We start from the raw sequence: 18,053 nt of genomic DNA, 5'->3' as shown, positions 1-18,053 counted from the left end.
AGGCGGTCGACCACCCGGCAGGTCATTGACGTCGATGCTCACCAGCCATGGTCGATCACCACCATTTCCGTACGAGGCACGTCGGCAGCTTGACATCGGGCGGCCAACTTTCTAACGTTACGGTCAGAAAGTGTAGCAGGGATCACAGTGGCTAGTGAGATGTGGCCACCGTCATCGATCGAGGATTGAAAGGGCGGTTTCGATGGGTCCGACCGTGCATGCAGCGCTGTTCATCGGTGGTGAGTGGGTTGGTTCGGCGGGATCCGACACGATTACCGTTATCTCGCCCAGCACCGAGGAGGTGCTCGGTAGCGTGCCGGAAGCCGATCACGCCGATGTTGATGCCGCGGTGGCGGCGGCCCGCCAAGCGTATGACGACCCCGCGGGTTGGTCGTGCTGGAGCCCAGCCCAGCGTGCCGAGGCTATGGAGCGCCTTGCCGCCGCACTGGAAGCCCGGGCTGCGGAGATGGCGAGTTTGGTCAGCTCCCAAAATGGCATGCCCGTCGCGGTGTCTCAACAGGTCGAAGCGGTTTTTCCCCCCGTGCTGTTGCGTTACTACGCGTCGATGGTGCGTGATCGGACTCCTGAGGAGCAGCGCGCCGGGCTGCTGGGCGGGACAGTCATGGTGCGCCACGAACCGGTTGGTGTGGTGGGGGCGATCGTGCCGTGGAACTATCCGCAGACCCTTGCGGCATTCAAGTACGCACCCGCATTGGCTGCGGGTTGCACCCTTGTGATCAAACCGTCGCCGGAAACCGTGCTCGATAGTTATCTATTGGCGGAGGCCGTCAGCGAAGCAGAGCTTCCGGCGGGCGTCATTAATATTGTACCGGGTGGCCGGGAAACAGGTGCTTATTTAGTCAGTCATCCGTCGATCGACAAGGTTGCCTTCACCGGCTCGACTTATACCGGACGTCAGATCGCTGAAACGTGTGGGCGACTGCTGCGTCCGGTGACCTTGGAACTGGGCGGTAAGTCGGCGGCGATAGTTCTTGACGACGCTGATTTGAATTTGGCCGAGATCGGACAGCAGCTGTTTGGTGCCACGCTAATGAACAACGGGCAAACCTGTTATCTGTGTACGCGCGTGTTGGCTCCCCAAAGCCGTTACGGGGAGATAGTCGAGCTGTTCACCGAGTTCGCCAGGTCGCTGAAGGTGGGTGACCCACTAGCTCCCGACACCATGATCGGTCCCATGGTGAGTCAGAAACAGCGGGATCGCGTGGAAGGGTATATCGCCAAGGGACTCAGTGAGGGAGCCAAGTTAACCACCGGCGGCGGACGACCCTCGGATCGGGACAGAGGATGGTTCGTCGAACCTACGGTGTTTTCGGATGTGGACAACAATTTCACCATCGCGCAGGAAGAGATTTTCGGACCAGTACTGTCGCTGATCCCTTACCGAGACGTCGACGACGCGATCCGGCTGGCCAACGACTCCACCTACGGATTAGGCGGCACGGTCTGGAGCAGTGATGCCGATCGCGCGACCGAAGTGGCGCGTCGTCTTCAAACCGGTACCGTCGGGGTCAACGCATATCTGCCCGATCCGGCTGCGCCGTTCGGTGGCGTCAAAGGAAGTGGCATAGGCCGGGAACTCGGCCCAGAAGGGCTTACAGCCTACGAGTACACCAAGTCTGTATACCTCTCCAGCCAGTCTTAGACCTTCGCCACGTACGAAACTGAGGTAAAGATTCCAAGATGGTCGCGACCACAGCAGCTGTCCTACGGGAAAAGTCGGGTCAATTTCACATCGAAGATGTGTCGATCGATGATCCGCGTGATGATGAAGTCCTTGTCCGCACTGTCGCGACCGGAATTTGTCACACGGACCTAATCGTGCGTGACCAGATTCTTCCGCCGCAGCCGCCGGTCATTTTGGGACACGAAGGATCGGGGATTGTGGAAGCGGTCGGCTCGAAGGTGCAATCGATTGCCCCGGGCGACCATGTGGTGCTCGCTCCCATGTCGTGTGGTCGATGCCGCAATTGTCTGGCGGGCCACCCGATGCACTGCGAGTCGTTTATTCCGCTGAATTTCGGCGGGCGGCGAGCGGACGGCTCCACCGCGTATCGCGACGCCGAAGGGGCAGAGCTGAACGCACACTTTTTTGGCCAGTCATCTTTCGGTAGCTACCTGCTTGCCGCGGAACGCAGCGTTGCCAAAGTTCCGCGCGAAGCGCCACTGGAGCTTTTGGGACCACTGGGCTGTGGGCTGCAAACCGGTGCTGGAGCGGTTTTAAATGTCCTTAACCCCCCCGTCGGCAGCAGCATCGTGATCTTCGGCGCCGGGGGTGTGGGACTTGCCGCAGTCATGGCAGCGGCGGTCGCTGCCTGTGATCCGATCATTGTGGTGGACTTGAACACCGCTCGCCTCGGTCGAGCAACCGAGCTTGGTGCAAGCCACGGGATTGGCGCATCGGCTTCCGATGTCATCGAGCAGATCCACGACATCACGGGCGGCGGCGCGGATTTCTCGGTAGACGCCGTTGGTCTCCCCGCGACCCTGCGCTCTGCGGTGGATGCACTCAACGTAGGCGGCACCGCATGCCTTGTGGGGGCGGGAGCTGTCGGGCAGGAAGTGTCATTGGATCTGTTGCATCTGCTGCTAGGCCGCACAGTCAAGGGGATTGTCGAGGGGGACAGCATTCCAAGCATTTTCATTCCGCGTCTGGTGGAGCTGTATTTGGCCGGGCGTTTTCCATTTGATCGGATCATCCAAACCTATCCCATCGCAGACATCAATTCTGCGGTCGAAGACGCTGCACAAGGTCGTACGATCAAACCCGTCTTGGTGTTTTAAGATGCTATGGTCCCAGTATTGCGCGGACGTCCTCACTTACTTGGTGGGTAAATCCAGGGTCGCATCCCCCGTCCCCCGCAGCGGGGTACCAGCAGTGGTCGACCATTCGCATCCCAGCCGCGCCGATTTATCGCCCATTTGTGGGAGGGCAACGGTTGCGCTCGGAGCGCGTCGCTGTGGAGTGGCCCCCGGCTGGCTTCCACTTCCCGGCTCGTCGCCGGTTATAGGTCGCCGCGCTCCAACCGCTCTACGCAGTCGGTTGGGCCGGGGAGGGCCTCTCCAGTTCCCGTCACCACTATCCGAACGTTCCGAGCCCCTTAGGCCGGGGAGTCCTTCACGGCTGCACTTCCAGGATCTTCACCGCTTCCATGGCCTTCGCCCTTCTCCTCCGGGCTCGGCACTCCCTGATCGCTTAACGACGCGGCAGGCTTCACTTCACGTTACGGACCGTTCGGTTGCACACCCCGATAACCGGGGCGTTCGACGCTGGGCTTCGACCCCGCCCGTTTCCAGACGACACCGCCAGCCTGCTACCGGGCCTCCTGACAGCTACCCGGACCGGACTTTCACCGGCAAGCGACGACGAGCTTACGAATCAGCCGTCAACCATTTACATGATCAACCACCTTTCACTACTGGACGCACAGGAGTATCTCCATGAAGGCCCTCATCACGTCGTTCGAGCTTCCCGACTTTGACACACAAAAGATTCTCGAGAGCTCGGAAAAAGGAGTGAATAATTATCTTAAACGGCCCGGGCTCGTATACAAAGCTTATCTGTTGAATCCAGAGGCAAAAAAATTCGGTGCAGTGTACCTTTTCGAGAATGAACAAACACTAAACGAATTCGTCACGTCAGACCGATGGAAGAATCAGATACCGGCGATATGGGGGGTCGCCCCTACAGCATCAGATTTCGACGTCCCGATACTTGTGGATAATACACGATACAAAGTAATTCGACCCGGGCCGTGACCGAATGAGAGGAGAATCAGCAGAGCGGCGAACTTAACTTCAGTCACCTACGATGATTCCTGAATAATGATCCAGGTCACAATGGTCAAAGTCCAACTCACACGAGGAGAGATATCGAATGCCACGTTTGGCACGACATGAATGGTACGATTTAACCCGCGACATGAATTGGTCGCTGCGGTATGTCACACCAGAAGCCGCATTTCCGCGAGAAATGTCCGACGACTTTGGCATACCACTGTCGGAATGGTGGGCTTGGGATGAGCCCTACAAGGTGGCATATCGCGAATACGCGCACAATCAAGCCGAAAAAGAAGCAATGGTGTACGCGGTGAACGCGGCGGTGGCCAGGTCGAGTCTGATCGAGAAGCTTGACCCCGGATGGAAAGCGGCGATCACCGCACACTACGGCGCCATCGCAATGCCCGAATATGCGATTACGATGGGCGAGTCGCGGATGGCTCGGTTCGGCAGGGCGGCTGCCTGGCGGAACACGGCGACATACGGCACGCTCGACGAGACGCGACACGGGCAAATCCAGGCCGCTTTCGCCTACGGGCTGTTGCCGAAGGAACCGCGGATGGACTGGGCGCACAAATTGCTCCACACGAACGACTGGGGCGCTATTGCGGTCCGCAGCTTCGATGACGATATCTTTACTGCCAACGATGCGGTGCGCACCGCTATCCAACTCACGTTCGCGACGGAGACCGGATTCACCAACCTGCAATTTTTGGGCATGGCAGCCGAGGCCATGCGCGTGGGTGATGTCAGCTTCGGATCTCTTCTCTCGAGCATCCAAACCGACGAGGCCCGCCATGCCCAACAGGGCGAGCCGACCCTCAAGGTGCTCCTGGCCAATGGCAAGAAGGCAGAGGCCCAGCAGCTCATCGACGTGGCCTTCTGGCGAAACTGGCGGCTCTTTGCGCTGCTCGCTGGGCCGTCGATGGATTACTACACACCGCTGGAATCGCGAGAGATGCCGTTTAAGGAATTCTGCCAGGAGTGGATTGGCAAGCAATTCCTGGATCAGATCACTTCGTTTGGGCTGGAGAAACCCTGGTATTGGGATGATCATTTCTTGACTGATCTCAACTGGTGGCACCACGCTATTGCTCTTGGCTTGTGGTACTGGCGCGCCACCATCTGGTTCAGTCCGCATGCGGGGATGTCGTCAGCGGAACGGCAATGGTTAGAACAGCATTACCCCGGTTGGACATCGCTGTTCGGCCAATACTGGGATGAAAGCGCTACCGCTATTCGAGCGGGTAAAGCGGACAGCACATTCTCAGAAACGCTTCCCACCATGTGCAACATGTGTCAGATTCCGGTCGTGGCGCCAGCGGGGTTCCTCGGCGGATACCGCAAGACTCCGGGTCCGTTGACACTGGAGTACGGCGGACGGAAATACCAGTTCTGTTCAGAACCGTGCCAGTGGATATTTGAGCAGGCCCCTGAACGGTATGCGGGTCACCTGAATATCCTCGATCGGTTTTTGGCCGGATACGTGCAACCGCCGACGATGGAGGGCGCTTTGCAGTACATGGGCGTATCTCCGGAGGAGAGCGGCCAGGATGCGGACGGCTACAACTGGGCCTACGAATCGGCCGGTGCCGCCGCGGGGTAGATGGCCATGTGTGACCCGCCGCGGATTCGACGCGTCCCGCGGTCGCGGCGGGTCACGATGTTTGCCCAGGCTGCTGGGTGGTGCTATTGCGGCCTGATACCTTAAACCATCCTCCCGGGTCGTCGATCCGACCCGGGAGGACGGTTACCAATACACAATACAAAAGACGTGACAATTGTTTGAATACAGAATACTTACTTGAATACAGCACTTAGGGGATGAACATGAACAGGATGGAACAATAGTGGCATTGTTACCTATCCAAGGGTGGTTCCGCGGAGATTTCGCGCCCTTACTTGTGCCGGTCGATGACCAGGACACGGTCGCACAAGCGGCGGAGAAGGTTGCCTATCACGTCGTTGGCCGGCGGTTGCCGGCGCGCCAGCAAGCGAAGACGGTATTGTTCAAGGGAAAGGTCCTCGATCCCGACACAACGCTCGCGGCCGCGGGTGTTGGACCCATGGATGTCGTGGACGTGATGTGGGCCGATGAAGTTGACCGCTGGGACGTGCAGCGTGCCTGACAGTGCTTGGAGTCAGGTGCCGAATGTTGACGTGCCGATGGGGCGTGGGACTTCGGTTTGCTCCCGCAGGCGGTGCTCAATCGCTCGAGTTCGCCGGTATCTCACATAACGTCCCGCCGGCATGGGGAACACAAGCCAATCGACTAACAGCAGGTTGGACACGACGGACCGGGACCTCAACCACCACCACTAAACCATTCCCTACGAAACGATTAGGCAGGTATATATATGTCCGAACGAAAGGATGTGGGACCCGTATTGCAGGCCGCTGACGCGGAACTTGTAGAAGCGTTGCTGATGGCATTGCAAGAAGATAATTCGGATCGCCCGCTTGAGATTATAGACCGGGGGGGATACGTTCGGGTGTCCTGCCCCGATGAATGCCGTCTACGCCGCGTCACCCTCGAGGAAAAGCTGGGACGGGAGGTCAGCCTCGCTGAGATTGAACCCGTCATGGCGTCATTCGCAGGACGCATGCGGGGAGATGAGGAAGAGTTGGTCTGGTACTTGATCAAGGAGCAAGCAAATGACTGAGCAGCAAGAGAAGTCTGCCCGACGGCTGCGCACGTGGAGCAGGTTCGGCTCTCTGCGGCGTCGCCCAACCGAATACGAAGTGTTGACGGGACAGTTTCATTATGATTTCCGCTGGGAACCGGCACCCTTCGAGATCGATCCGCAAGCACCGATCAACGCCTGGTATTTGCGACACCGTGAACAGTCGCCATTCCAGGTGTCTTCCTGGGAGGATTTCCGCGATCCTCATGCGCTTACCTATCGCGCATACGTCACCCTGCAACACCAGCGAGAGACGTACATGGACGGCCTCATCGACGAATTCGAGCAGCGGGATTATGACGAGACTTTGGGCCAGCAATGGGTCGAGTTTTTAGATGCCGCATTTATTCCAGCGCGATTTCCGATCCATGTGCTGCAAATGACTGCGATGTACGTCGGCCAGATGTCACCGTCAGCATATATTGCGAATCCTGCTCACTTTCAGGGTGCTGATGAGCTGCGGAGGATCCAATGGATTGCGTATCGCACGAAGGCTCTATCGCTCTCGCACGAGTCACCAGAAAACATCGCGAGTAGCCATAAGGCGCGGCGGGCTTGGGAAGACGGCGACTGGTGGCAGCCGCTTCGTAAGGCATTCGAAACCATGCTCACCGCATACGATTGGGGGGAAGCTTTTACAGCGTTAAACCTGGTGGCCAAACCGATTTTCGATGAGTGGTTTAACCGCGCTCTGAGCGTGCTGGCGCGCCAAAACGGTGACGAGCTGCTCGGGTTAATGTGTGATGAATTTGCATTGGACAGTGACCGCAGCCGGGCCTGGAGCCGGGCATTGGTCAATTATGCCGTCGAGCGTGAGCCCAAACATTGTCGACTGCTTAAGGATTGGATTGCAAAGTGGCGCCCCCTCGTCACCGAGGGCATTGCGCCATTGACCGAGCTTGAGCAACGGGCACCCAGCTCGCCGGCTGCCGGTGAGACGCTACGTGCTGTTATCGACGGTTACGATGACTATTTGCATGGATGCGGCTTGGCGTAAACTTGATTTACGACGTGGATGCAGTTGTTGTCAGCTGAAATGGAAGGGTGTGTGGCAACATGGCTAACGCATTGAAGCTATTTTCTCCGGAGTGGTGCGTTGCAGCGCAAAAAGTCACGAATGAGACCAAAGCCATCTATGATGGATTTAAAGATCCCAAAGCGTTCACAATGAAGATGGCATTCGGATGTTCCGATCGCGATCTATCGACCCATTTGGAGTGGAATCAAGGCAAGCTAGATTACTGGGGCCCGCCAAAATACGGTGAGGATGAGCTTTCGCTCGTCATCAACGCTAGCGTGGAGACTTGGCGTGAAGCAGCTGAAGGGCGTAGCGAGGGTGGTGTATTGCTGATGGCTGGAAAGATCAAGTTTGAGAAGGGCCCGATGTCCGCGGCGATTGAGAACGCTTCAGCGTTCAATGCGTTCCTTCGAAGCTGGGGTCAAGTACCCACCGACTGGGACGTCTGATCGAGTATTGGCGGGGTTCGCTGCCTGCGTGGTGACGCAGCATCAGTATGTGTCGGACAACAGATTCAAGCTTTTGCATCCGCTCAACGCTGGAGTGATAATAAGCATATTAGGAGCCGCCGTGGGAAAAAAGGCAGAGGCCGAATACTCGGTGAGGCTATACGATGAAAGCCCGAATGGCGTTGCAAACATACTGGCAACGTTGCTTCAGCAGAATCTTGACGCCTTTCCGAAACGTGTTAAGCTGGCGCGGCGGATGGGGCGCCCGGTTGCTGTTGTGAGTACAGATACCGGCGGGGTGGCGACTATCGTATTCGGTGGCAGCGAGGCTGTTGTACATAACGGTGTCGTTGGCCGCCCGGGTGTGACGGTAAAGGCGACGGTTAACCAGATTCTCGACGTGTCGCAGTTAGCGATGAAAGCGGGAGGCTTGCTGCCGGTTGGCTTCTTCACCAGGCGAGGGATGGGTGTGCTCGGGGCTATCCTGGTCCACCGCTTGGTGGTCAAGGGTCTGTTGATCCACGCCGTCACGGCGCTGCGATTCATCGCGCTCGTCTCCGTCGCTCCGTGATGCGGGCTCACAAGTTTAGGTATAGGGGGTTTAGGTATAGGTGTAACTGGCTGGTTTGCGGCTAAGGACTTTTAACGTTGCGGGCAAATAGTGATTTCGATGGCGGTGGATGGGGAATCGACAACCCGCCATTTACAGGAGAGGAGCTGTTAATGGTAGTGGTACCCGCTCGACGTGTGATGCTTACCACATGAGGCTCTCGCAGCCATTTCGCCGTTCGGATTGGCGCGTGTGTTGGAAGGTGGGTCATGAGCGCGGCGATGTCTGACCCAGCCGTGCATTGGGTTGAAGTTCCCGAAGCCGAGGATTTGTGGGAAGGTGACCTTATCGACGCCGAGGTCGACGGCGAGCAGGTGCTAATTGTTCACCACTTGGATGGGTCCTTTGCCGCCTATCAGGGGCTGTGTCCTCATCAGGAGATGTTGCTGGCCGATGGGCCGTGGGATGCTGATGCGTCCAGGCTGCGGTGTCCGGGACACGATTGGGAGTTTGATTTGAAAACCGGCGTGGGAATCAATCCGGCGGGCTGCCGGTTGTACCGCTACGGCGTGCAGGTCATCGACGGACGTGTGCGCATCGGTATCCCGCAGGATGGCCAGCCTCATTACTACCGTTATCAGGAAACGTGAGGGTCGGTTTGTCTGTCGGCCCGTGAGTATTGACATAAGAGACACGGGCACGAGCCTGGTTTCCAAAAATGATGGACAATAAGAAGAATTGGAGGAGGGCGGTCAAGTGACGCAGTTAAGTCAATTGCCATGGGGGCGTGAGGATCAGCGAGGAGCAACGAACTACGTCACGCCAGAGGTAACGCTGCAGGCGCTTCAGACAATAAAGGCGGGTCGAATCCTTGAGCTATGCCACAACGTCCAAGTCGGTCACCCGACGCTAGAGCCTTTCATTCCCCCGATGTTAATGGGCATGTGGTCGGTCCCGGACACCACGCGACCGCTCTTGAAGGAACACCTGAAAAGCGACGATGACGTCGGTGTGTTCACCGAGCGAGTGGAGTTGTGCATGCACACGAGTACGCACGTCGACGCGCTCGGTCATTTCACAATCGGCGATGAGATGCATAACGGATTCCCGTACCGCGACAATGCCACCAATTGGGGCCTCAAGAGATTTGGTATCGAGCAAATGCCACCATTAATAACGCGGGGCGTGGTTGCAGACGTCGCGAACGCCGCCGGCCGGGACTATCTTGAGGGTGGCGAAACAGTGACGGTCGATATGTTGGAGCGGGCGCTCGCGGCACAACGCATCGAATTGCAAGCGGGGGACGTGGTGCTGATCCGAACCGGCTGGGGACGCTTTTTCATGACAGATAACGACAAGTACACCGCGTCAGAACCAGGTATAGACGCCGACGCCGCGAGGTATCTCACCGCGCAGAAGGTGTGCGCGATCGGCGCGGACTCGATGGCCGTTGAAGTGCTTCCAAACCCCCGGGGACGCATCTTTCCCGTGCACACCCACACCCTTGTCGAAGCGGGCGTGCATCTCATCGAGAATGTCAACTTCGACAACGTGCTTCGGGAGAACATCCATGCTTTTTGCTTCATCCTGCTGCCCGTGAAATTCGTCGGCGCGACCGCATCCCCGGTGAGGGCGATCGCAGTCGTCTAAGCCCCGCCCGCTGCCTTGCGTAGTGTCTTGATTGCGTGGTGTGTCGATCGGGTAAGTGCGCGGCCTACCGAGTACTGGGTTTCGGCAGCGCCACCGGTGGTGATGAGGTGTTTCGCGATCTGGTCGGCGCGCGCATCATCGAGCCGACCAGCAAGGTCGATGCGCTGCGGGTGCTCGAGGAGACCGGAGTCGAGCCGGTGGCCTACCGCGCCCTTAAGCGGCGTCTGCCGGTCTTCGCCACACCTGAATTCCGGCACGCGCTTTTAACCGCATGCGCGGCCCATGCCCCGTTGGGTCCAGCCAGTCTGGTGCTGTATGACGTGACCACGCTGCATTTCGAGACCGATGCCGGTGACGGGTTGTGCGAACCTGGATTCTCTACGGAGCGGCGGCTGGATCCGCAGATCACGGTAGGATTGCTCACCGACGCCAGCGGCCTGCCACTCAACGTCACAGCGTTCGAAGGCAACCGGGCCGAGACCGCCACGATGGTGGCGGTGATCAACGCGTTTAAGACCGCCCATCAGCTCACCGATGTCACCGTGGTCGCTGATGCCGCGATGATCTCGGAGGCCAACCAGGTCGCGCTGCACGCCGGGCTGACCGACATCCTCGGCGCGCGGATCCCATCGCTGCCCGGCGTGGTCCGCGAATGGCGCGACAAGCACGCAGGCGAGGCGATCCCCGACGAGCTGGTGCTCACCTAGCCTTGGCCGTCGACCAGCGGCGAAAAGGCCCGCGGCATCCCGGATCGAGTGATCCACTACCAGTACCGGCACGACCGGGCGCGAAAGACGTTGCGCGGCATCGACCAGCAGGTCGCCAAGGCCCAACGCGTCGTCGATGGCCACCTGCCGGTCAAACGGGCTCTTCGCAGATGAGGGCGTAGGCCGGGTTGGCGCGTCGTTGCCGGGGTGTTGAAACCCGGGAGGCTTCACCACCCGGTTTTGGAGCCAGGTTGTGTTGATACCGGTTTTCAGTTGATCTCGCAGGCCACGGGGTGACGGGTGTGGCTGCATCGGGCAGCGTACTCGGCCGGGGTCAGATAGCCCAGCGCCGAGTGACGATGCCGATGGCTATGGTCGTGCTTGAAGTCGCCGATGACGACGCGGGCCTCGAGCGGGTTGGTCCAGTGGTTGCGGTTGAGGCACTCCCTTCGCAGCCGGTTGTTGAACGATTCGATGTAGCCGTTCTCCCACGGCGCTCCCGGCGGTATGTAGGACAACCTCACCTTCCCTGAACAAAACGATTGCAGCGCTTGGGAAATAAGCTCAGGGCCGTTGTCCATCCGCAGCACTCTCGGCGGGCCGCCAGCGGCGGTGAAACACGTTTCCAACTCCGCGATCAGCCGCTCAGCGGTGATCGAGCGCTCCACGATATTCAGCAGCGGTTCGCGAGTGTGCTCGTCGATCATCGATGCGATCTTGACCGCTTTGCCGTCGATGGTGGAGTCGAATGGGAAATCGATCGCCCACACCACCTTGGGCGCATCAGCGATTACCTGCACCGGCCACGACGACTGGCCTGCGCGTTTGCGCGGGCTGTGCACACGGCGCTGCAGACCCTCCTCCTTCCACAAGCGGTGCACCTTCTTTTTATTCACGTTTCGATGCTCGTCGTGGTGCAGCGCCGCCCACGCGCGCCGAAACCCGTGACACGGGTGCTGAGCGGAGTAGTCACGAAGCCACTCGCGCAGCTGGGCATCAGGGTCAGCGGGGGTCTGCGCGACAGGGACGCGGCGGTAGGTGGAGCGGGCGAGCCCGACCGCTTTGCACGCCAGCCGCTCGGACATGCCCTTGACCTCTTTGAGCATGTCTACGGCGCTCCGCTTGGCAGCCGGGCTCAGAATTTTCCCTTGGCCACCTCCCGCAAGGCATCCTTTTCCAGCTCGGCCTCAGCCAGCAGCCGCTTCAAGCGAGTGTTTTGCTCCCGCAGCTCTTTGAGCTCCTTCGCGGCGTCGAGATCCATCCCACCGTATGCGCGGCGCCAGTTGTACAGCGTCGCCGCCGACACCTCCAACTCGGCGACGATCTCTTCGTTGGTCTTGCCCGCCGCGGCCAATTCGTCCGCCCGGCGCAGCTTACGGACCACGTCCTCAGCGGAATGCTTCTTCCGACCCGCCATGTGATTCATCGTCCCTTCCGGCCCCACCCGGGGCCACAGGACTCTAAACAAGGCGGACTCATGCACCGGGGACACGCCAGCGGGACAATGCTCGGCGCCGGTTGAGGTTCGCCGCCCAACCGCCGGCAGCGGGCTGCCAGATTGCGAAAGCACCTCGCCGGCCACGCAACCCGAAGTATTCCTACGACGCGAGCCTCAACCCGGCGGCGATCGCACGCCAGATCGCCGACCTGCAGGCCACCCTTCTCAAGCTCGCCAAGGACAAGACCGACCAGCTCTACCTCGCTGCCATCCCCACCGCCCTACCCGACGTCAAAGCGGGCATCCGCGTCAAGCGCAAGGCAGCCAGCTGACCCGGTTTCGCAGGCATTTCCTACGTGATGCATGGATCAGATTTCGCGGGCATCTTGACTTGATGCATTACGGTCGTGATGCGTCGCGATGACCTCGGCTGCCGGAATCAGAGCGACCGGGCCATTCGTCACGTAGCCCCTCACGCCGACCAATTGTCAGGCTCTGATTCGCTCTGACCATCGGCACCCGTAACAGCTGGGGCGTCATACCTCGGGCAACCGCTTGGCCAGCTCCGCCATGGTCAGCATTTCACGCTGCTCGACGTCGAGATAAGGGATGCCGATCCCGTACTCGTCCCAGCGAGCCTTGATCTTGGCTTCCAGTTCGGCATCAAGCTTGTTGAGCGGCGGGTAGCGCCGGTGCCCAAATTCGGGGCGGCGTTCGAACTCCCAACTGCGGGTGGCGTCGACGAGAACCCGGGTCCACTCGCCGCTGCCGTACTTGCCCACGTTCGCTTTCTCTGGCGGCACCGAGGGATCCAGCGGTGAACCGAAAGTCGGGCCGTAGAATACGATATCGCCGGTACCGGCGTTGACCCGAAATGCCATCGCCCAGTCCAGCGCTACCGGATCACGAATGTCGATGTCTTCCTCGACGACCATGACGTTCTTCCAGAACCACTGGCTAGCGCCAGTACCCCACAGCGCTGCGGCCAATTGCTGAGCATGGCCGCGGTACATCTTGTGGATCTGGACCACGATGTTGGTACCCGTCGACACGGGCGGCATCCAACAGTCGGTGACTCCCCCAACACCGGCATCCTCGAGTATGTTCCACGCGATCGCCGACCAGGCATAGGCGCAGAGCATGGAGTCCTCGGTGGGAAATCCGGGACGGCAGCCCTCCAGCGAGCCCCGCATGATCGGGTCATCGCGGTGAGTGATGCACGTGACGCGCAGGACTGGCTTGGGTGACGGCGAGCCGCCGAGGTAGCCCGGATACTCCGCGAACGGACCTTCGTTTTCGAACGTGGCCGGATCCGGATCGATGAAGCCCTCTACGACCACCTCAGCGCTGGCCGGTACGTGCAGAGGCACGGTTTCGCACGCCACGAGCTCGACCGGCTGGCCGAGGATCGCACCCATCATGTCCCATTCGCTGACATGCTTAGGAAACGGACTACCGGCACAGAACGGCAATGCGTCGTGCCAGCCGTACACAACCGCGACCGGCATCGGCTCTGCACGCTGCTGGTGCTGTTGGAAATGGGCGCCCCATCCCTGGGTCGGCACCAGCAACTTGGCGATCTTGTCACGCCCAATGATCTGGCCGCGGTAGATGCCGATATTCTCGCGGAAGCCGCCCTGGTCGGCGGTGACCACGCCGCAGAAGGTGTCGATGTAGCGGCCACCGTCGGCCCGGTGCCACTTGGGAGCCGGCAAGTCCCAGAGATTGATGTCGTCGCCGCGCAGGATGTTCTGCTTGACCGGACCGGTGTCGACGACGCATGGCGTGACGGGCTTGCGGAAGGTGTCCTTCAAGTGCCGCACAATGTCCTTGTCGCTGGTGTTCTCGGCCAGACCGAGCATGAGCTCGACCTTGCGCTTGGTGCCGAGCCCGCAGGTCATCAGCTTGGTGCAGCGACCTGCTTCGTAGCCGGCAATGTGCTCGAATATCAGCGCCGGGCCAGCGAGGGCGAGATTCGCGCGGGTGATGGCGCCCACCTCTTCCTCCCAATCGACGCGCGCGCGGACACGTCTAACCTCACCAGCGGCGTCAAGCGTTTCCAGCCAGCTGCGCAAGTCGGGTCCATCGGTGACATTAGCGTCCGTGCTGGGCTCGTTGGTCAAAGTCTCGCTCATCAGTCCTCCTCGAATGTTGCGGGCGAATTATGCCGCCCCTTTGCGCCTCTCCAACGATCGATCAGGGAATGTTGGATGCCGACCTGATCAAGCACGCGACCCACTACGTAGTCGGTCATCTCTTCGATCAGCTTCGGACGCATGTAATAGGCGACCGTGGGGGGCAGGATAACGACACCGGCTCGAGCGAGGTAATGCATGTTGTCCAAGTGGATCTCGCTAAGCGGCGCTTCCCGTGGGACCAAAACTAGTTTGCGCTGTTCCTTCAACGTGACGTCCGCAGCGCGCGTGATGAGATTGTCGCTGTAGCCGAGCCGGATCGCTGCCAGCGTCTTCATGCTACACGGGCAGATGATCATCCCGTTGGTTTGGAATGATCCGCTGGAGATGCAGGCAGCTAAATCGCCGTTGCTATAGGAAAATGACGCGAGCCGCCGTATGTCATCTACGCGATAGTCGGTCTCAATCTTGATGGTCGCCCTTGCCCAATCGCTGAGAATCAGATGCGTCTCCACGTTCACTTCCGCGAGCACTTCAAGCAAACGAATTCCCAGTGCCGAGCCGGTAGCTCCGGTGATACCAACGACCAATTTGACCTGGGCGCTCACAGGTTCAACGGACTTTCGTCACAGCACGCATAAAATATTCGCGGGGATCGTGTGCGCCATCTCCAACACTGCGGTGAGAACCTAAGTCTAAGGCCGAGCCACTTCATGAAGGTCACGAGGTCGCTCCTTGTTGCTTACAGCACACCGGAAACTTCACTATTGTAGGTAGGGTTGACCCCGGATGGTGAACACCTGACTGGTGGGATTGCTGGTCTGGCGCGGAACCTGTCAACCTGACGGTCGCGTGGTATTTGCTGAGCGTCCTCCTGTGGATGATCGGGTCGGTTGATCCACGAGATTTCAGGGATCTTCGGCAGCTCGGGTGGTATGCGGATCCACCGTTCGGGGTAGGCGGCGTCGAATACCCTGGCGCGCTTGTCGGCGATGGCCTTTGCGCGGCCGCAGTGGACGTCAGCGGCGGTATGCAGGCCCAGCCCGCTGTCTTGACCTGGGACTCGCTGAACGGTTGTTGTTGGAGACGTGCGGTAGTCGCGAATGTGACTGGGTGACAACGAGATCGGCAAGCAAGAATGCGACCAGCGTGCTGATCATGGCACTGCCGTCGGCGTGGATGGCCAACTGGGACACGGTCAATGCCTTGCTTGGTGCAGGTCTGGCGGATCAGCACCTCGGCCAGCGCTGCCGATTCTCGGCTGGCGACCATCCAGCCAACGACGTAGCGGGAGAAGATGTCCAACATCACATACACGTAGTAATACGGTACGTACCGTACGTCCACTTTGCGGGACCACGCAATTTCGTGATATCGCACGACGACATTGCATTTGGGCCCGGCCGCGACGAGTTCGGGTTTCACCTTCGCCGGATGCGCGCCTGACCGCGGCGCTCTCGCACCTCGCCGGCTTGGCGCAGCAGTCGATAAAACGTCGACTGCGCCCAGGTAGACACCTTCATCGAGCAGTGCGGCCCGCACCTCAGCCGGTGCGACGTCGACGAACCGGCCGCTGTGCAACACATCCAGGATCGCCTGCTGGTCCGCGGCGCTTAAAGCACGCGGCTGATGGCTCTGCCACCGCAGTGGCCAGAGCCAATCCCACACGCACACCCACCTGCGGCGCCAACTCCATGACGGCCGGTCAGTCATGGTGTCGACCTGGCGCGATATCCGCGCTCTCGGAGAGCATCCTCCAAAGGCGCGTGCAGTTTTGCCTGGACGTCCACCACGAAGCGGGTATTTGGCAGCTCCTGCACCAGTCGCTGCTTGTCTGCTTCTAGGGGGCGATCCGGTCAGCCTGTGGGTCATGCCGCTTACGTCCGCGCGGCGCGGCAAGACCGGCCAGAGCGGCACCGGTGTCGCGGGCCTTCCGCCACTCCACGATGTGGCTCGAATACAGGCCCTCGGGCGTAACACAGCACCTCTAATTTCATGAAATATCGAGGTCAGCCATGCGCCAGCTCAGGGGGGTGGTTGGAGCGAAGTCAGTTATCCGGTCAGCCCACCGCATACCATGGCCTTTACCTTCTGTTTTTGTAGTTTCCCGAATGAGTTGCGGGGGAGCGCGTCAGCGAAGACCACCTTCGTCGGGCATTTGTAGCCCGCTAATTTGGATCGCGACCAGCGGATCACGTCGTCGGGGCAGATGGCACGCGGGTGCTTTGCCACCACCAGCGCCGCGACGGTCTCACCCCAGCGGTCATCGGGTAGCCCGACCACCGCCACCTCAGCGATAGCCGGATGCTGGAGCAGGGCCGTTTCAACCTCAACGCTATAGACGTTCTCTCCTCCGGAAATGATCATGTCCTTGCACCGATCGACAATGTAAAGGCAGCCATCTTCGTCTAAGTAGCCCAAATCACCGGTGCGATACCAGATCCGGTCCTCGGCTTGAAAGGTTACCGCATCCCATGCGTCAGGAAGCCCCCAGTAAGTGCGGGCACCGGTGAGGGTGCTGGTCACAACTTCGCCGATGTCGCCCCCAGGCAGCGGCGCTTGGCCGCTCGGCGAGACGATGTGTACTAGCGTGCCGGGAACGGGCCACCCTACAGATCCGGCTTTGCTGGCGGCGGCTTCAGGCGGCAGGAAGGTATTGAGTAGCGATTCAGTCGCGCCGTAGCAGTTGAAGACGACGTTGCGGGGCAATGTGGTTTCACGTTCTAGACGCAGGCGATACTCATCCGGGAACGGTGCCGAGGCCGTCATCCACGCCCGCATCGACGCCAGATCGTACTGGTCCTTCGTCGGTAGCGACAGCACATGCCAAGTCATGGTCGGCACGATGAACGCGTGGGTGATGCGGTGTGTTTCGATCATCTCGAGCATTGCGGCGGGGTCAAATCGGGGCAACATAACGTGGGTGGCGCCGACGAGGAACCCAGCGAGATGGAAATCTTCCATCGCTCCGCGGTGAAACATCGGCGCGACCGCGAGAAGCCGGGAACGCTCATCCATACGCAGGCACAAGGCGGTCGCCACCGCCGACCACACACTGCTGGCATGGCGTACGACCGCGCCCTTGGGACGTCCGCTGGTTCCCGAGGTATACCAGATACCGCTGTCGTCGCTTTCGCCGACGGTCCAGGCTTTGAGTAGCCGTTGGTCCGCAGACCGATTGATCAGCCCCTCCATGCAATCGGTCGCCGACGGCGCCGGTTCATCACCGTCGGATATCCAGATCCCACAGTTCACAGCGGGCCGCACGTCAGCGATCACAGAGTCGAATCGAGTAGCGTAGATGACGGCCTTGCATGCCGCATCGGAAACTGGATAGATAATCTCACCGGGGAGCCAGCGAGCGTTGAGGGACACCATCAAGGCCCCGATGCGGGCAAGCGCAAAGTAGACGCAGCACATCTCCCATTGATTGTCGAACAGCACGCCAACCCTGTCTCCCTTGCACAGGCCAAGCTTCACAAGAGCATGAGCCAGCGCATCGACCTTTTCGTCCAACTGACCATAGGTCAAGGACCGGGCGCCGTCGATTACCGCGGGCTTAGCGGGAAAGGCTCTGGCCGAGCGACGAAGCACGCTGTCAATGGTGGCGCCATTGAGGTTCAT

The 18,053-nt window shown here is 59.8% G+C and carries 16 protein-coding genes and 2 pseudogenes; 13 read left to right on the top strand and 5 right to left on the bottom strand.

Features of this window, described 5'->3' with window-relative positions:
- Positions 1-202: 202 nt before the first annotated feature.
- The 12 genes and pseudogenes from MSM1_RS19175 to MSM1_RS19120 form a co-directional block, all read left to right on the top strand.
- Positions 203-1,663, top strand: coding sequence for an aldehyde dehydrogenase (locus tag MSM1_RS19175; protein ID WP_213445358.1), 1,461 nt, complete (start codon positions 203-205; stop codon positions 1,661-1,663).
- Between the two features lie 38 nt (positions 1,664-1,701).
- The gene (locus MSM1_RS19170; protein ID WP_213445356.1) at positions 1,702-2,802 is read left to right on the top strand and encodes an NAD(P)-dependent alcohol dehydrogenase; all 1,101 of its coding nucleotides are present in this window, start codon (positions 1,702-1,704) and stop codon (positions 2,800-2,802) included.
- 657 nt (positions 2,803-3,459) lie between these two features.
- A complete protein-coding gene (locus tag MSM1_RS19165; protein ID WP_213445354.1) occupies positions 3,460-3,777 on the top strand; it encodes a YdhR family protein in 318 nt (105 codons plus the stop codon).
- A gap of 163 nt (positions 3,778-3,940) precedes the next feature.
- Positions 3,941-5,404, top strand: coding sequence for a YHS domain-containing protein (locus MSM1_RS19160; protein ID WP_236056907.1), 1,464 nt, complete (start codon positions 3,941-3,943; stop codon positions 5,402-5,404).
- Between the two features lie 244 nt (positions 5,405-5,648).
- Positions 5,649-5,927, top strand: coding sequence for a toluene-4-monooxygenase system B family protein (locus tag MSM1_RS19155; protein ID WP_213445349.1), 279 nt, complete (start codon positions 5,649-5,651; stop codon positions 5,925-5,927).
- A gap of 228 nt (positions 5,928-6,155) precedes the next feature.
- Positions 6,156-6,461 carry an MmoB/DmpM family protein gene (locus MSM1_RS19150; RefSeq protein ID WP_213445347.1) on the top strand — a complete coding sequence of 102 codons (306 nt, stop codon included), beginning with the start codon at positions 6,156-6,158 and terminating at the stop codon, positions 6,459-6,461.
- Complete coding sequence (locus tag MSM1_RS19145) at positions 6,454-7,479, top strand: toluene hydroxylase (RefSeq protein ID WP_213445344.1); 1,026 nt, start codon at positions 6,454-6,456, stop codon at positions 7,477-7,479. Before MSM1_RS19150 ends, MSM1_RS19145 begins: the two co-directional genes overlap by 8 nt.
- A gap of 59 nt (positions 7,480-7,538) precedes the next feature.
- Positions 7,539-7,949, top strand: coding sequence for an SCP2 sterol-binding domain-containing protein (locus MSM1_RS19140; protein ID WP_213445342.1), 411 nt, complete (start codon positions 7,539-7,541; stop codon positions 7,947-7,949).
- Positions 7,950-8,070: 121 nt separating this feature from the next.
- A complete protein-coding gene (locus tag MSM1_RS19135; RefSeq protein WP_213445776.1) occupies positions 8,071-8,520 on the top strand; it encodes a hypothetical protein in 450 nt (149 codons plus the stop codon).
- Positions 8,521-8,768: 248 nt separating this feature from the next.
- Positions 8,769-9,149, top strand: a complete 381-nt coding sequence (locus MSM1_RS19130; protein ID WP_236056904.1) for a Rieske 2Fe-2S domain-containing protein — start codon at positions 8,769-8,771, stop codon at positions 9,147-9,149.
- A gap of 106 nt (positions 9,150-9,255) precedes the next feature.
- Positions 9,256-10,149 (top strand): cyclase family protein, encoded by an 894-nt coding sequence (locus MSM1_RS19125; protein ID WP_213445340.1) that lies wholly within the window; start codon positions 9,256-9,258, stop codon positions 10,147-10,149.
- Positions 10,150-10,199: 50 nt separating this feature from the next.
- A pseudogene (locus MSM1_RS19120) lies at positions 10,200-11,015 on the top strand (IS1634 family transposase); the annotation flags it as partial.
- A gap of 110 nt (positions 11,016-11,125) precedes the next feature.
- Here the strand turns inward: MSM1_RS19120 and MSM1_RS19115 are convergent.
- Positions 11,126-12,273, bottom strand: a protein-coding gene (locus tag MSM1_RS19115; protein WP_213445337.1) for an IS3 family transposase whose coding sequence is annotated in 2 segments (ribosomal slippage) — positions 11,126-12,006 and positions 12,006-12,273 — 1,149 coding nt in all. Because the reading frame shifts where the segments join, the coding sequence is not laid out codon by codon here.
- A gap of 101 nt (positions 12,274-12,374) precedes the next feature.
- Between MSM1_RS19115 and MSM1_RS19110 the strand changes: the two genes are divergently transcribed.
- Positions 12,375-12,626: a hypothetical protein gene (locus tag MSM1_RS19110; protein ID WP_213445335.1), complete on the top strand. Its 252-nt coding sequence runs from the start codon at positions 12,375-12,377 to the stop codon at positions 12,624-12,626.
- Positions 12,627-12,830: 204 nt separating this feature from the next.
- Here the strand turns inward: MSM1_RS19110 and MSM1_RS19105 are convergent, their stop codons facing one another.
- The 4 genes and pseudogenes from MSM1_RS19105 to MSM1_RS19090 all read right to left on the bottom strand — a co-directional run bounded on the left by MSM1_RS19105 (position 12,831) and on the right by MSM1_RS19090 (position 18,053).
- Positions 12,831-14,429 carry a UbiD family decarboxylase gene (locus MSM1_RS19105; RefSeq protein WP_213445333.1) on the bottom strand — a complete coding sequence of 533 codons (1,599 nt, stop codon included), beginning with the start codon at positions 14,427-14,429 and terminating at the stop codon, positions 12,831-12,833.
- Positions 14,429-15,037, bottom strand: a complete 609-nt coding sequence (locus tag MSM1_RS19100) for a UbiX family flavin prenyltransferase (protein ID WP_307857441.1) — start codon at positions 15,035-15,037, stop codon at positions 14,429-14,431. Before MSM1_RS19100 ends, MSM1_RS19105 begins: the two co-directional genes overlap by 1 nt.
- A gap of 254 nt (positions 15,038-15,291) precedes the next feature.
- Positions 15,292-16,125 (bottom strand): annotated as a pseudogene (locus tag MSM1_RS19095) (DDE-type integrase/transposase/recombinase); the annotation flags it as partial.
- 356 nt (positions 16,126-16,481) lie between these two features.
- Complete coding sequence (locus MSM1_RS19090) at positions 16,482-18,053, bottom strand: AMP-binding protein (protein ID WP_213445331.1); 1,572 nt, start codon at positions 18,051-18,053, stop codon at positions 16,482-16,484.

Origin of the sequence: Mycobacterium sp. SM1, from assembly GCF_018361265.1 — a bacterium.
Classification (GTDB): domain Bacteria; phylum Actinomycetota; class Actinomycetes; order Mycobacteriales; family Mycobacteriaceae; genus Mycobacterium.
The sequence above is the reverse complement of the archived record's forward strand: the minus strand, read 5'-3'. Positions and strand labels throughout refer to the sequence as shown.

Excerpts from the sequence above, each read along its gene's own strand:
- MSM1_RS19105 (WP_213445333.1), bottom strand. The coding sequence starts at position 14,429 with ATGAGCGAGACTTTGACCAACGAGCCCAGCACGGACGCTAATGTCACC.
- MSM1_RS19130 (WP_236056904.1), top strand. The coding sequence starts at position 8,769 with ATGAGCGCGGCGATGTCTGACCCAGCCGTGCATTGGGTTGAAGTTCCC.
- MSM1_RS19160 (WP_236056907.1), top strand. The coding sequence starts at position 3,941 with ATGAATTGGTCGCTGCGGTATGTCACACCAGAAGCCGCATTTCCGCGA.
- MSM1_RS19145 (WP_213445344.1), top strand. The coding sequence starts at position 6,454 with ATGACTGAGCAGCAAGAGAAGTCTGCCCGACGGCTGCGCACGTGGAGC.
- MSM1_RS19165 (WP_213445354.1), top strand. The coding sequence starts at position 3,460 with ATGAAGGCCCTCATCACGTCGTTCGAGCTTCCCGACTTTGACACACAA.
- MSM1_RS19150 (WP_213445347.1), top strand. The coding sequence starts at position 6,156 with ATGTCCGAACGAAAGGATGTGGGACCCGTATTGCAGGCCGCTGACGCG.
- MSM1_RS19170 (WP_213445356.1), top strand. The coding sequence starts at position 1,702 with ATGGTCGCGACCACAGCAGCTGTCCTACGGGAAAAGTCGGGTCAATTT.
- MSM1_RS19090 (WP_213445331.1), bottom strand. The coding sequence starts at position 18,053 with ATGAACCTCAATGGCGCCACCATTGACAGCGTGCTTCGTCGCTCGGCC.
- MSM1_RS19140 (WP_213445342.1), top strand. The coding sequence starts at position 7,539 with ATGGCTAACGCATTGAAGCTATTTTCTCCGGAGTGGTGCGTTGCAGCG.
- MSM1_RS19175 (WP_213445358.1), top strand. The coding sequence starts at position 203 with ATGGGTCCGACCGTGCATGCAGCGCTGTTCATCGGTGGTGAGTGGGTT.